The following is a 13,103-nucleotide window of genomic DNA, read 5'->3' as shown; positions in this document are numbered from 1 at the left end:
CACGCACCTTACTGCTGCTGCAGCACATACGGCTTCGCCTCCGGGCTCGGCGGGATGTTCTCGTGGTTGAGCAGCCAGGCGGCGATGTCCTTGAACACCGGCGCGGCGGACTGGCCGCCGGCGCCGCCTTCGAGGGGGCCGCGCGTCGGCTCATCAAGCATGATGGCAACAACGAAGCGCGGATCGTCGGCAGGCGCGATGCCCGCGAACGTGATCCAGTACTGACTCTGTGAGTACGCGCCCGTGTCCGGGTCGACCTTCTGCGCAGTGCCGGTCTTGCCGGAGAGCTGGTAGCCCTCGATCTCGTTGCCCTGGGCGGTACCGTTTTGTACACCGGCCGGGTCGGACTGGAAGGTGGCCCGGAACATATCCACGACGGTGCGCGCGGTTTCTTCGCTGACCACGCGGTTGGTCGCTGGTGCGGGCTGCTCGATCTGCTCGCCGTCCGGGCCGGTGATCTGCTTGATCACGCGCGGTTCGACGCGCTCACCGCCGTTGGCCAGGGTCTGGAACACGCTGGCCATTTGCAGCGCGGACCAGCTCATTCCCTGGCCGATCGGGAGATTGGCAAAGGTGCCGCCGGACCACTGCTCCAGGACGGGGACGATGCCGGCGGACTCGTTGGGCAGCTCGATGCCCGTGGTCTTGCCCAGGCCGAAGCGCTGCAGGTAGTCCCAATAGCGCTCCTCGCCGAGGCGCTGCGCGAGCTGCAGGGTGCCCACGTTGGAGGACTTACCAAAGATGCCGGCGGTGGTGTACGGCATGACGTCGTGCTGCCAAGCGTCTGCGACCGTCACCCCGGCCATGTCGATGGAGCCCGGGACCTGGTGGACCTCCTCCGGGTTGGTCGTACCCTCCTCGATCGAGGCAGCAGCGGTGATGATCTTGGCCACCGAGCCCGGCTCGAACGGGTGCGAGACCGCGTTGTTTTCAAAGTCGCGGCCCTCCTTGAGCTGCTTGTTCAAGTCGCCGTTCGGGTCGATCGTGTCGGTGTTGGCCATCGCCAGGACCTCGCCGGTGTGGGCGTCGAGCACGACCGCCTGCGCGTCCTTTGCCTCGGAGTTGCGCTTCGCCTGCTCGAGGGTCTGCTGCACGTAGGTCTGCAGGTCCAGATCCACGGTGAGCTCGACGCGTGCGCCGTCGACGGCGGGGACGACATCTCGCAACGTGCCCGGGATTGCGGTGCCGCCGGCGGCGACATCCTCTGTGGAGCGGCCGTTGATGCCGGTCAGCGCGGCGTCGCTCGATGCCTCAAGGCCGAACTGACCTTGGCCGTCCATGGAGACCTTTCCAATAATGTTCTCGCCAATCGCGCCGTTCGGGTATTGGCGGATGTCCTGGTTGTCCGCGGCAAGGCCGTGGAACGTGCGGGCCAGCGCGCCGGCAACGTCTGGGTCGACGTTGCGGACGAGCACTTCGTAGTTGGAGTCCGAGTGCAGCTTGTCCAGGATGTCCTTCGGCTTGACCGAACTTTCTTGGGCATCCGGCCCCGCGTTTTCGGCAGCATTCTGGTTCCCCGCCTTTGCGCTGGGCTTCGCGCCGCTGGACTTGGGCAGCTCGAGGCCGTCCAGGTCGCTCAGCACGTCGAGCGAGTCCTCTCCCTCCTCCGGCTCGCGGAGCACGACGCGGTGCTCAATGGCCAGCGGGATCGAGTTCGCCATCTGGCGCAGGCGGTCCTCGACGCGAGCGTCGAGCTGCTGCTCGATGTCGGATTCGGAGACGTCGTCCTGGCGCATCTTGTACGTCTCCAACTCCGCCAGCTCCTGGCGCAGCACGACCGGGGACACCGTCAGGGAGCGCGCCTGCATGGTGTAAGCGAGTTGGTTGCCCTCGCGATCAACGACGTCACCGCGGCGGGCCGGGTCGACGTAGACGCGGGCGCGCTGTGTCTGCGCCTGCTCGCGCAGCTCCGGGCCCCACATGAGCTGAACCCACGCGAGACGAGCGACCAGCACGGCCGCGACGATAAGGAATACGGCCACCACGAAACTGACGCGGGCGTTGGTCAGCTTGCGCTGATCCATCGCGCTCCGCGGCAGCTTCACGCTTCCCCCTCCCCGGCGCTTGCCGGGGCCCTTTCGCTGAGGCTGTCGAGCAGCTGAGCCACGTGGCCGTCGCGACCCCGATTCCACCACGTGTCCTCCTTGTGTTTGCAGAGCCTCCTGGCTCTCCGGCGTTGTTACCGATGAGCTGGCCGGTGCAGGTACCTCATCTTAGAAGTTTGATGCGACGTTTGGTTGGTACGGCGCGACGTTATCAATCTGCGCGTGGGCCGGGGGCGCCGACTGTCCTGCCTGCCCCTGCTGTGCCGGTGCCGCCGACGGGCGCTGGCCGGCGTTGCGGCTGCCACCCGGGGTTGCGGTGAGCGCGTCGCTGATCTCTGCGGTGGCCTTCTTGTCACTGGAAGCGCGGCCAGCGGGTGCGTTCTCGCTGTTGACGTCGATGACCTTCGCGTTCTTCTCCGGGTCGAACTCGCGGCGGGTGTTGGCCTTGCCGTCCGCCGCGACGTCGACAATGCCCGGCTCTGAGGCGACGAGCATGCCCTGATCCGCCGCGTTTTGCGCCAGCTCCGCGGAGGAGCGACGCTGCTCGAGGTCGCGGTTCAGGGTTTCCACCGAGCTCTTCAGATCGCGCTCCTGCGACTGCAGCTTCTCAATGACAAAGGACTGACTGGTGGCCAGGCCGGACAGCACCATCGCGATGATGACGCCGACGATGAGCAGCGGCAGCCCCACCGAAGACACGACAGAGAAGCGGCGCTTCGCTGCGTCGGCCGGCGCCGCGACGCGGCGGCCGCGCACTGTGACCACCTGCTGCGAGCCGAGGCGGCCGCGCGGCTTGGTGTGCGGCACGTGCGGCTTGACCGGGTGCCCGGTACGGGTGGGGCGCTTCGTGGTCGTGCGCGCTGCGGAGCGCCCGCTCGGCTTCACGCGCGATCCCGCTCGTCCTCGCGCGACGGATTCGCCGGCGCGGCTTGGTCGTTCAAGCGTGTCGGTCGATCCTGTTGCGGTGAAGTCTCGTGCTCCCATGTTCTGATTCCTTTTCGGCCTTGTCCAGTCGAGTCAGCTACTGGTTGGGAAGTTGTTGGGTGGGAAGTTGGTGTGCGGGGCGTTGCAGTGACGGTTCCTGCGGTGCTGAATCGTTCGGTGCGGAGACAGGTGCGGCGTTGTCCGCACACAGTCTCTCTATTCCTCGCACTCGAACGGGAGCGGCGCGCGGGTTACGCTCGATTTCTTCTTTGGAAGCCTTCTCCGCACCGTGGGTAATCGGTGCGAACTCCGCGGCGGTGCCAGGCAAATCCATCGGCAGCCCGGGCGGGGTTTTCGAAGTGGTCAAATCACGGAACGCAGCTTTGATGATCTTGTCCTCGTGGGACTGGTAGCTCATAAACACCACGCGTCCGCCAGGCGCGAGCAGGTCCGTGACCACGGGGATCACGCCGCGGATCGCGTCCAGCTCTCCGTTGACCTCGACGCGAAGTGCCTGGAAGGTGCGCTTTGCCGGGTGGCCACCGGTGCGGCGGGTCGCCGCCGGAATCGTGTTGTACAGCAACTCCACCAGTCGGGCGCTGGTGGTGAACGGCCCTCGCTCACGCTCCTTAAGCACCGCGGACGCGATCTTGCCCGCGAAGCGCTCGTCCCCGTAGGTCTTGAGCACCCGCGCCAGGTCACCGTGGCTGTACGTGTTCAGCACGTCAGCGGCAGTAATACCGTGCGAGGGGTCCATCCGCATATCCAGCGGCGCGTCCACGCGGTACGCAAACCCGCGCTCCTCCTGGTCCAGCTGCATCGATGACACGCCCAGGTCAAAGAGGGCACCGGCCACGCCGACCTCACGGACGAGGTCGAAGGCGGGGCCGGCAGCGCCAGCGATTGCCGCACCCATGTCGTCGAAGCGCGCCTGCACGGGGGCGAAGCGATCACCGAACGGGGCGAGCCGCTCCGACGCCTGCGCCAGCGCGTTCGGGTCACGGTCCACGCCGATCACGTGCGCATCAGGGAACGCGCGGAGGAAATGTTCGGTGTGTCCGCCGGCGCCGAGTGTGGCGTCGATAAGCACTGCCTTCGCACCAAGCTTCTCGACGCCCGGCACCAGCAGTTCGGCCATACGATCGCGCATCACCGGCACGTGCCCGTGATTTGCCGCGACGGAGTAATCCATCGCCGAAAGGTTGTCATTCATCCGAGGATCCTCCCTCCGTCTCGCTTGCCGCTTTCGTATCGCCCAAATCCCACGAATGGGGAGCGCATAGAGCCCTGCCCGGGGCGGCAGTTCTGATGTCGGGGAAGTACACCAGAACGCTTCACGCCCCGGACAGAGTCCGTACACGCTCTCCGTCAGTAGTCACACGCCCACTGCCGGGTAGTCAGCCCTACAGCAGACCGGAGAGAATGTCGTCATCGTCCGCCGCCGAGAAGGCGGCTTCAGTCTCTTCTTGGTACTGAGCCCAAGACTCAGCGTCCCAAATCTCGAGAAAATCCACCGAGCCGATGACCACGCACTCCTTCGTCAGGGAGGCGTACTCCCGGTGCGCCGGCGACAACGTGATGCGACCGGAACCGTCGAGCGTCTGCTCATCCGCGCTGGCAGCCAGGTTACGAATGAACGCGCGCGCCTTCGGGTTCGTCCGGGACGCCGCCGCAGCCTTTCTGGCCCTGGCGGTGAACTCCTCCCGCGGATACACCGCGAGCGAATGATCCTGCCCCTTGGTCACCATCAACCCGTCCGCGAGCCCCTCTCGGAACTTCGCGGGCAGCGTCAGGCGCCCCTTGTCGTCCAGCTTGGGAGTGTAGGTTCCCAGAAACATCCGGCGACCCACCTCTCCTTCACCTTCGGAATCGGCTCTGAAATTTTCTCTGCGCCAATTCGTGCCGCACACGTAGTCAAGATGCACGCCACGCCTTCACGCATGGCCCACTTTAACCCACTTTCCCCCACTGACGCCACACCACACGGGAAAATTCTTTTCACGTCGCGCATTTCTCCTGCACAACGGGCACGTTTAGCGGTGGGGCGCGGTCCCCTTCCCGTTGGGGCTCGGCGCCACATGGGTCGCTTTTCGACGCCCCTACCCCACCATCACCACACGCCCCTCCAGCCCCTCCACGCGCCCGAAGTGCAAAAGCCCAGGAAAATCGCTGAGCCGGGGTGCACGCAGCCGCCGCGAACGGCGTCTGTGGTGGGGGCAAGTGGCGGAGTGGGAGAAAGTGGGGCGTCCTGGTGGGGCGAAGTGGGTGGCCCCCAGAGCACGCGGGAACACCGGTAATGCGCCACCGGGGCAGAAGTCTGGCCGACCCAGGGCGTTGCCGGGGTGAGGTCGGGCCTGTTTGACGAGATCACCATGACGAAGATGCGAGGATTTTCCAACGACTTCGTCACGGTGATCTCGTCACCTGGGTGTCGAAAGCGTTGTCAGAGCGGATGACACGTCCTGACTCATGGACGCCCGGAGCCGGAAAGAGCCTGAGCACCCGAAGTGAGTGTGGGCATGAAAAAACGCACCCCAGAACGGGATGCGCTGAGCCAATCTGCGGGGCAACAACTTCCCCGGGCAGTACCTACCGGCGGTCTACTGCCGATCCTCGAAACGGCGGCGGAAACTCTCCTCCATCGACGCGCCACGGCGCGACTGCGGCGCCGCGTTCGCCTGCTGCGGACGGAGGTGCGGGGACGGGGTTGCGGGCGTACGCAACGCCATGACACCACCGCACATCATCACGCCGAAGCCCACGATGCTGATAAGCACCATCCACACGCTGACGGTTGCGAGCGCGACACCGCCGAGCAGGAGCACAAGACCCAAGACCATCAGCGCGACGCTACGGAGGGTGATCTTGCCGGACGGCTGACGGCCTGCGTAGTCAGCGTCTTGCGCGACCGAGCTCCCGAACTGCGGGTCCTCAGCGAGAAGCGACTGCTCGATCTCTCGGAGGGCGCGCTGTTCCTGTTCAGAAAGAGACAATGGCTTCACTCCCCAGCTATACGGCGTGTTGACCGCACTCAATCGGTGGTTGAATCGCCTCGGCGGCGAATCATCTTATGGGTACAACGGTCATCCTACTCAGATTGTTCCCGCCGGAGAATCGGTTCAGCGAACTGTGCTGATTTGCCATTCGCCCACAGCGCACCCCGCCTCCATGCCGCCATACTAGGCCACCAGTGGAGGTTCCGCGCCAAACTCCGGCAGGGACGCCAGATAGAACTGCTCCGCCTCGTCCAGCAGGGCCGTCACCTTGTCCATCTCTGGGCGCTGCTGGATGCCAGAGGCAACGCGGCCACGCAGCGCCGAGTAACCACGAAACGTCGCCGCCCACCGCTTGCCGTCCGGACCGGTGAGCGCCAGCTTGTCCCACGCGCTACTCGGCAGCCGCTTTCGCCGGCGTATCTCCGGCGCGGTGGCGCACACCGCTCCCGCAGTACGCAGCGCGGCCAGGTACGCCTGCTCAAGAGCGAGCGCCTCATCCCCCTCCTCGAGCTCCTCGTGGGCCTGCGCCAAGAAGGCGTCCGCGGCGGCAAGGAAGCGGTCGCGCTTGGCGGTGGAGGACGCGGAGCGGGTAGTTGCGGAAATCACGCTGGCAGTAGTGGTGTTCATCGGGCTGTCCTTTCCTATTGGGATGTCGTTGGTGTTGACCTTAAGGTGCGGGGCGAACACGGTGGCGTCGATAGTCGCTCACATGTTCGAAGTTGTGGCTTTTTCCACGGCGCGAGTACCGGCATGGTTCGATGGAGACGTGACCGTAGACATTCGCCCCCTGAGCAAGGCTGAATTCGCGTACCTTGCACCGCAGCTCGTGGACATTTACCTCGACGCGATGGAGTACCCGCGCTCGATCCGCCCCGAGCGGATCCGCGTTTGGCGCGGCGAAGTCACCACCCCCGGGTTCGTTGCCTTCGCCGCCGTCAGCGGCGAGCACGTTCTTGGCGTGGCCTACGGATTCCTGGGCAGCCGCGAGCGCTGGTGGGACCGACAGCTCGTCCGCGCGATGCGAGAAAACGGCGGGCCCACCGACCACGACCGCGCAATCCTGCGCAACTACTTCGAGGTTGCGGAGGTCCACGTCTCCCCCAGCGCCCAGGGGCAAGGCATCGGCGCGCACCTCCTGCGCGCGCTCCTCCAGGCGACACCTGCGCCCCACGCGCTGCTGTCCACCCCGGAGGTCGAGCAGGAGGCCAACGCCGCCTTCCGGCTCTACCGCAGGTTTGGGTTCACCGACGTCGCCCGCGGCTTCTACTACTCGGGGGACCCGCGCCCGTTCGCAATCTTGGGACGCACCCTGCCGCTGCCGTCCGACGGGTAGGTAATCTTGCGGTAGCACGACGCCCCCCACACTCATGAGATATAAGGAGTCCACACCGTGGCCGATAGGAGCACCCCGCTAGACCAGATCCCCGCGGCCGTGGAAGCACAACTCCGCCAATTCTTTGACCAGCAGCGCGAACCGGTCGCCCGCATCGGCGAGCCCGTCACCAACGCGGTAGCCCACCTGGAGCGATTCGTCCTGGGCGGCGGAAAGCGCATCCGCCCGCTCTACGGTTGGGCCGGCTTCGTTGGCGGCGGCGGGCTGGAGCGCGGCGGCTCGGCATCCGCCGAGGACCCGGAGGCAGTCCTGCGCGCCGTCAGCGCGCTCGAGTTCATCCAGGCCTGTGCCCTCGTCCACGACGACATCATTGACGCCTCCGACACCCGGCGTGGCAACCCGACCGTCCACCGCGCCGTGGAGGCCGAACACCTCGCGGCCGGCAGGCGCGGCGACGCCGCCACCTTCGGCGAACACGCCGCCATCCTCATCGGAGACCTCGCCCTGGTGTGGGCCGAGGACATGTGGCGCTACTCCGGCCTGAGCGACGCCGCCCTCGAGCGCGCCGCGGCGCCGTGGCGAGGGATGCGCACCGAGGTCATCGGCGGCCAGCTGCTCGACATCATGCTCGAGGCGCAGGGCAGCGAGTCCATCGAACTTGCGGATCGCGTCAACCGGTTCAAGACCGCCGCGTACACCATCGAACGCCCGCTGCACCTCGGCGCAGCGATCGCGGGCGCGCCTGCGGATACCATCGAAGCCTTCCGCGGCTACGGCCACGACATCGGCATCGCCTACCAGCTCCGCGACGACGTCCTCGGCGTCTTCGGGGACTCCGCCGTCACCGGCAAGCCGGCCGGCGACGACCTCCGCGAGGGCAAGCGCACCGTCCTCTTCGCCACCGCGCTCCAGCTGCTCGACGAGTCCGACCCGTCCGCCGCGGCCGAGCTACGCGCCGGCATCGGCACCGCCACGGCGCCTGAGGATCTGGCCCGGCTGGCGGAGCTGATTGCGGAAAGTGGGGCGCTGGAGGGCGTCGAAAAGCGAATTGACGCCCTTACTACCTCGGGGCTCGCGCACCTGGAGACCGCCAATATCGACGACGCCGTGGCCAACACCCTGCGGCAACTGGCCATCAAGTCCACGGAACGGCGCGCCTGATGCAGCGCACGCTCTGGCTTGGCGTCGCCGCCAGCGTGTGCATCGCGCTTGGCTCCTACGGCGCGGGCGCAACGCGCAACCGCAGCGGGCTGATGCGGGAACTCGGCCTCGACGCCCTCACCTACGGCCACGGCCGCGGACTCATGGACGGCCTGCTCACCGTGGGCATCCTGGGTCTTGTCGTGGCCTGGCTGCTGCTCGGCCGCGCCCGCCCCGGCCTACGCGCGACGCGACTGGCCACCTGCGCCTGGACCGCACCGCTCGTGCTCAGCGGGCCGGTGCTGTCGCGCGACGTCTACTCCTACCTCATGCAGGGGGCAATGCTTCGCGACGGCTACGACCCCTACACCGAGGGCGCAGCCGTCAACCCGGGACCGTACCTCTGGGAGGTCAGCCACGACTGGCGCAACACCACCACCCCGTACGGCCCGCTCCACCTCGGGCTGGGCAAGGCGATTACCTCGGTTGTCGGCGACGACGTCACCGCCGGGCTGATGGTGTACAAGCTCATCTCGCTCGCCGGCTTCGCCCTCATCGTGTGGGCGGTACCGCGGATCGCCCGCGAGCTCGGTGGGAACGCGGAATTCGCGCTGTGGATCGGCGCCACAAACCCGGTCATGCTGCTCCACCTCGTCGGCGGCATGCACAACGAATCTGTCATGGTCGGCCTCGTTTCCGCCGGCCTGCTCGCGTGCATCGCGCCGCAGCGCCGCCGTGTTGCCTGGTCCACCGCAGGCATCGTGCTCATCGCGCTCGCCGTCTCCCTGAAAGCCACCGCGGCGATCGCGCTCCCCTTCGTCGTCTGGATCCTGCTCGCGCGCGACAACGGCGGCGCGCACGCCAGCTGGCCGCGCCGCGTGGGCGTGTTCATCGGCAGCGGTGCGTGGACCGTCGCCGTCACGGCCGCGGTGGTCAATCTCGTCACCGTGCTTTCCGGATCGTCGTGGGGCTGGGTCGAGGAGATCTCCGGAAACTCCAAGGTGGTCAACCCGCTGGCCGGGCCGACGCTGCTCGCCGAGCTCATCGCGCCGATCGCGCAGCTGATCAACGAGGACTTCCACTACAACAGCGCCCTCGCCGCCACCCGCGCGGCCAGCGGGATCCTCATGCTCGCCGGGCTCGTCGTCGTGTGGTGGTTCTTCCGCCCCAAAGACAGGGCGCTTGCCAGCTCCACCGCCGTCGCCGGCACCACTGCCGCCTACGCCGTCGCCTTTGTCGCCAACTCGGTGACGCTGCCCTGGTATTACGCGTCGCTTATCTCACTGGTGGGCACGTTCCGTGCCCCGGCGTGGGTCGAGCGGGTCGCGGTGGGCGGCTCCGTCGTCATCGCGCTCGCGTTCACGGGCAGCGGCAACCACCGCTTCTACGACCCGTGGTTCCTCGTGCTCGCGCCGTTCGCGGCGCTTCTGTCGGTCGTGTTGGTGTGGCCGCGCGGTGGCGTCGATAAGCAGGTCGGCGCTAGAACGCCATCGCCTGCGCGCGCCTGATTACCTCGCGCGCGCCGTGGCCGTGCAGGGCGTCGATCGGACGGCCCGGGAGCGAATCGTCCGGGGTAAACAGGTATGCGAGGATCTCTTCCTCGGTAAATCCGCCGTCGTAGAGCACCGTGATCGCGCCGGTGATGAACTTGCTCATCTCGCCGTCGCTGAACAGCACGGCCGGGATGTACTTCTTGCCGTCCTTGCGGTAGACCACGAGCTTCTTGCCGTTCACGTAGTCGTGCACCTTGGTCACGGGGATGCCGAGCATCTCCGCAACATCGGGCATGGTGAGCAGTTCTTCGCCAGCGAGAAGATCATCAAGAGTATTCACGGAACCGTAGTTTAGCGCCGAGCGGCGGGTGTGCACCATACTGGTCAGCATGCGTGTAGGAGACTACCTGGACAACCGATACGTGATCGACAGGCCGATCGCGCGTGGCGGCATGGCCACCGTGTACCGCTGCGTGGATACCCGGCTCGGGCGCGAGGTCGCCGCAAAAGTCATGCACGAACAGTACGTTCATGACCCGGTGTTCCTCGACAGGTTCCGCCGCGAGGCACGCGCCATGGCGCAGCTGTCGCACCCGAACCTGGTCAACGTCTACGACTTTTCCGCGCAGGGCGACACCATCTTCCTCATCATGGAGCTCATCACCGGCGGCACGCTTCGCGAGCTCCTCGCCGAGCGCGGCCCGATGCCGCCGCACGCGGCCACCAGCGTGCTCCGCGGCCTGCTCACCGGGCTCGGAGTCGCGCACGCCAAAGGCCTTGTCCACCGCGACATCAAGCCCGACAACGTGCTCATCAGCGCCGACCACCAGGTCAAACTCGCCGACTTCGGGCTCGTGCGCGCCGCCGCCGAGTCGCCGCAATCTACCGACCAGATCGTGGGCACCGTGTCCTACCTCTCGCCGGAGCAGGTCAACGGCTCCGCGATCACGCCCGCCTCAGACGTCTACTCCGCCGGCATTGTCCTTTTCGAGCTCCTCACCGGCCGCACCCCGTTCACCGGCGACACGCCGCTCGCCCACGCCTACGCACGCTTGCAGGATGATGTGCCGCCGCCGTCGCAGCTTATCGACGGAGTGCCCATGCTCTTCGACGAACTCGTCACCACCGCGACAGCCCGGACCCCCTCCGAGCGGTTCCGCGACGCCGGGGAGTTCCTCGATGCGCTCGACGACGTCGCGCGCGACCTGCGCCTTCCCGCCTACACCGTGCCGGCCCCAAAAAACTCGGCCGCAAACCGCGCCGCAGCGCACCCCACGCGCTTCGGCTCCCAGCCGCGCCCTCCGCGCCCTCCGCACCCTCAGCGCCCGCAGCACCCCAACGGAGCAGGATCCACGCGCGCCGTCCCGCAGGCCGAGCGGCGCCTGTTCCCGGATGCCCCGGGCGCTGGGGCCGCGGCTGCGGTCCCGCAACCAGTCCCGCAACCTGCCCCGCAACCGGTGCCCGTGCCGACGCGGCAGGCTCCCGTCGCGCCGCCACCCACGCAGCGGCCGCCAACACCGGCGGCACCGCCAGCCGCGCGCGGACCGCGCCCTAAGGTGCGGCGCGTTTCCAACCGATCAGGCCTGGGGATTGTGGTGTACGTGCTGTTCGCGGTTGCGGTCACCGCAGCCGTCGCCGTCGGCGGTTGGTGGTTCGGCTCGGGCCTCTACGGCGAAATCCCTCCCCTGCTCAGTTCCGCGCTGGGCGGGTGAGGAAGGGAGGGATCGCGGGGGCGTCGAGAAGCGAATGGCGCTTAGTAGCGCAGCATCTCCGCGACGAGGAAGGCCAGCTCGAGGGCCTGCTCGGTGTTCAAGCGAGGGTCGCAGGCCGACTCGTAGCGGCCCGGTAAGTCCACGTCGCTGATGTCCTGCGCGCCGCCGAGGCACTCGGTGACGTTCTCGCCGGTGAGCTCGATGTGCACGCCGCCCGGGTGCGTGCCCAACTCGCGGTGAACCTCGAAGAAGCCCTGGACCTCATCAATAATCTTGTCAAAGTGGCGCGTCTTGTAGCCGTTGGACGAGGTGAACGTGTTGCCGTGCATCGGGTCCGACTGCCAGACGACCTTGTGGCCGGACGCCTCGACAGCCTTGACAATGCCGGGCAGGACCGTGCGGACGTTGTCGTGGCCCATGCGGATCACTATGGTCAGGCGGCCCGGCTCGCGGTTCGGGTCGAGCTTGTCCGCGTAGGCGACAGCCTCCTCCGGGGTCACCTTCGGGCCGAGCTTGATGCCGATCGGGTTATCAATGAGCGCCGCGAAGTTGACGTGGAAGTCATCCATCCCGCGGGTGCGCTCGCCAATCCACAGCTGGTGCGCGGACAGATCGTAGAGGTGCTGCTTGCCGTCCTCGCCGTCCGCCAGGCGCAGCATCGCGCGCTCGTAATCAACCAGCAGTGCCTCGTGGGACGCGAAAATCTCGGAGGTGCGCAGGTTGTAGTCGTTGACACCGCAGGCGTCCATGAACGCGAGCGAGCGAGAGATCTCGCGGCCGAGCGCCTCGTAGCGCGCACCCGCCGGCGAGTTGGTCACGAACTCGCGGTTCCAATCATTGATGTTGTGCAGGTCAGCGGTGCCCGAAGCAACCAGGGCGCGCACCAGGTTCATCGCTGCGGACGAGTTTGCATACGCGCGGACCATGCGGGCCGGGTCGTGGCGGCGGGACTCCTCGGTCGGCTCCACGCCGTTGACAATGTCGCCGCGGTAGTTCGGCAGACCGTTCGCGTCCAGATCGGACGAGCGCGGCTTGGCGTACTGCCCCGCGATGCGGCCGAGCTTGACCACCGGCATCGACGCGCCGTACGTCAGCACCGCCGCCATCTGCAGCAGCGTGCGCACGTTCGCCCGGATGTGCGGCTCCGTGTTGGACTCAAAGGTCTCGGCGCAATCGCCGCCCTGCAGCAGAAACGCCTTGCCCAGCGCGACGTTCTTGAGGTGCGACTTCAGCTGGTGCACCTCCGGCGCGAGGACCACAGGCGGAACGGACTCGAGGATCTTGCGCACGGCGCGGGCCTGATCCGGGTCCCAGCTCGGCTGCTGCTTCGCGTCGCGCGAAACCGCGTCCTGAAATTGCTCGTTCAGGTCCCCCGGCAGCGGCGGAAGATCGGGCAAAACTTCTTTAGGGATGTCAATAGTCCAACTCACGTTCTCATTCTTAGCACACCGGTGAGGGGC

Annotated in this window: 12 protein-coding genes; 4 read left to right on the top strand and 8 right to left on the bottom strand. The window is 67.0% G+C overall.

The genetic code is table 11. From position 1 onward, the window contains the following. Positions 1-8 precede the first annotated feature (8 nt). The 6 genes from OVO38_RS08335 to OVO38_RS08310 all read right to left on the bottom strand — a co-directional run bounded on the left by OVO38_RS08335 (position 9) and on the right by OVO38_RS08310 (position 6,592). On the bottom strand, positions 9-1,922 hold the full coding sequence (locus OVO38_RS08335) for a peptidoglycan D,D-transpeptidase FtsI family protein (RefSeq protein ID WP_369825032.1): 1,914 nt from the start codon (positions 1,920-1,922) through the stop codon (positions 9-11). Positions 1,923-2,213: 291 nt separating this feature from the next. Then, positions 2,214-3,029, bottom strand: coding sequence for a hypothetical protein (locus OVO38_RS08330; protein ID WP_239216085.1), 816 nt, complete (start codon positions 3,027-3,029; stop codon positions 2,214-2,216). Between the two features lie 37 nt (positions 3,030-3,066). Beyond that, positions 3,067-4,161, bottom strand: coding sequence for a 16S rRNA (cytosine(1402)-N(4))-methyltransferase RsmH (rsmH, locus tag OVO38_RS08325; RefSeq protein WP_267208239.1), 1,095 nt, complete (start codon positions 4,159-4,161; stop codon positions 3,067-3,069). Between the two features lie 211 nt (positions 4,162-4,372). Further along, positions 4,373-4,807, bottom strand: a complete 435-nt coding sequence (mraZ, locus tag OVO38_RS08320) for a division/cell wall cluster transcriptional repressor MraZ (protein WP_038591497.1) — start codon at positions 4,805-4,807, stop codon at positions 4,373-4,375. A 762-nt stretch (positions 4,808-5,569) separates the two neighbouring features. Then, the gene (locus OVO38_RS08315; protein ID WP_267208217.1) at positions 5,570-5,962 is read right to left on the bottom strand and encodes a DUF3040 domain-containing protein; all 393 of its coding nucleotides are present in this window, start codon (positions 5,960-5,962) and stop codon (positions 5,570-5,572) included. A 186-nt stretch (positions 5,963-6,148) separates the two neighbouring features. Beyond that, positions 6,149-6,592, bottom strand: coding sequence for an SAV_6107 family HEPN domain-containing protein (locus OVO38_RS08310; RefSeq protein ID WP_095547256.1), 444 nt, complete (start codon positions 6,590-6,592; stop codon positions 6,149-6,151). 139 nt (positions 6,593-6,731) lie between these two features. On the opposite strand from OVO38_RS08310, the gene OVO38_RS08305 reads away from it, so the two are divergent. Genes OVO38_RS08305 through OVO38_RS08295 form a run of 3 tightly spaced genes read left to right on the top strand, consistent with a single transcriptional unit; the run spans position 6,732 to position 9,946 of the window. Continuing rightward, the gene (locus OVO38_RS08305) at positions 6,732-7,298 is read left to right on the top strand and encodes a GNAT family N-acetyltransferase (protein WP_095555148.1); all 567 of its coding nucleotides are present in this window, start codon (positions 6,732-6,734) and stop codon (positions 7,296-7,298) included. 57 nt (positions 7,299-7,355) lie between these two features. Next, positions 7,356-8,459: a polyprenyl synthetase family protein gene (locus OVO38_RS08300; protein WP_267208216.1), complete on the top strand. Its 1,104-nt coding sequence runs from the start codon at positions 7,356-7,358 to the stop codon at positions 8,457-8,459. Further along, complete coding sequence (locus tag OVO38_RS08295) at positions 8,459-9,946, top strand: alpha-(1->6)-mannopyranosyltransferase A (RefSeq protein ID WP_267208215.1); 1,488 nt, start codon at positions 8,459-8,461, stop codon at positions 9,944-9,946. Before OVO38_RS08300 ends, OVO38_RS08295 begins: the two co-directional genes overlap by 1 nt. On the opposite strand, the gene OVO38_RS08290 is transcribed toward OVO38_RS08295, so the two are convergent. Then, the gene (locus OVO38_RS08290; RefSeq protein WP_095538123.1) at positions 9,918-10,310 is read right to left on the bottom strand and encodes an Rv2175c family DNA-binding protein; all 393 of its coding nucleotides are present in this window, start codon (positions 10,308-10,310) and stop codon (positions 9,918-9,920) included. The genes OVO38_RS08295 and OVO38_RS08290 overlap by 29 nt on opposite strands. A gap of 10 nt (positions 10,311-10,320) precedes the next feature. Between OVO38_RS08290 and OVO38_RS08285 the strand changes: the two genes are divergently transcribed. Next, entirely contained in the window at positions 10,321-11,643 is a 1,323-nt protein-coding gene (locus OVO38_RS08285; protein ID WP_267208214.1) for a protein kinase domain-containing protein, read from the top strand. Between the two features lie 41 nt (positions 11,644-11,684). Here the strand turns inward: OVO38_RS08285 and OVO38_RS08280 are convergent, their stop codons facing one another. After that, positions 11,685-13,073, bottom strand: coding sequence for a class II 3-deoxy-7-phosphoheptulonate synthase (locus tag OVO38_RS08280; RefSeq protein ID WP_267208213.1), 1,389 nt, complete (start codon positions 13,071-13,073; stop codon positions 11,685-11,687). Positions 13,074-13,103 lie beyond the last annotated feature (30 nt).

This window comes from Corynebacterium sp. Marseille-P8863 (genome assembly GCF_946902955.1).
GTDB lineage: Bacteria > Actinomycetota > Actinomycetes > Mycobacteriales > Mycobacteriaceae > Corynebacterium > Corynebacterium gottingense.
The sequence above is the reverse complement of the archived record's forward strand: the minus strand, read 5'-3'. Positions and strand labels throughout refer to the sequence as shown.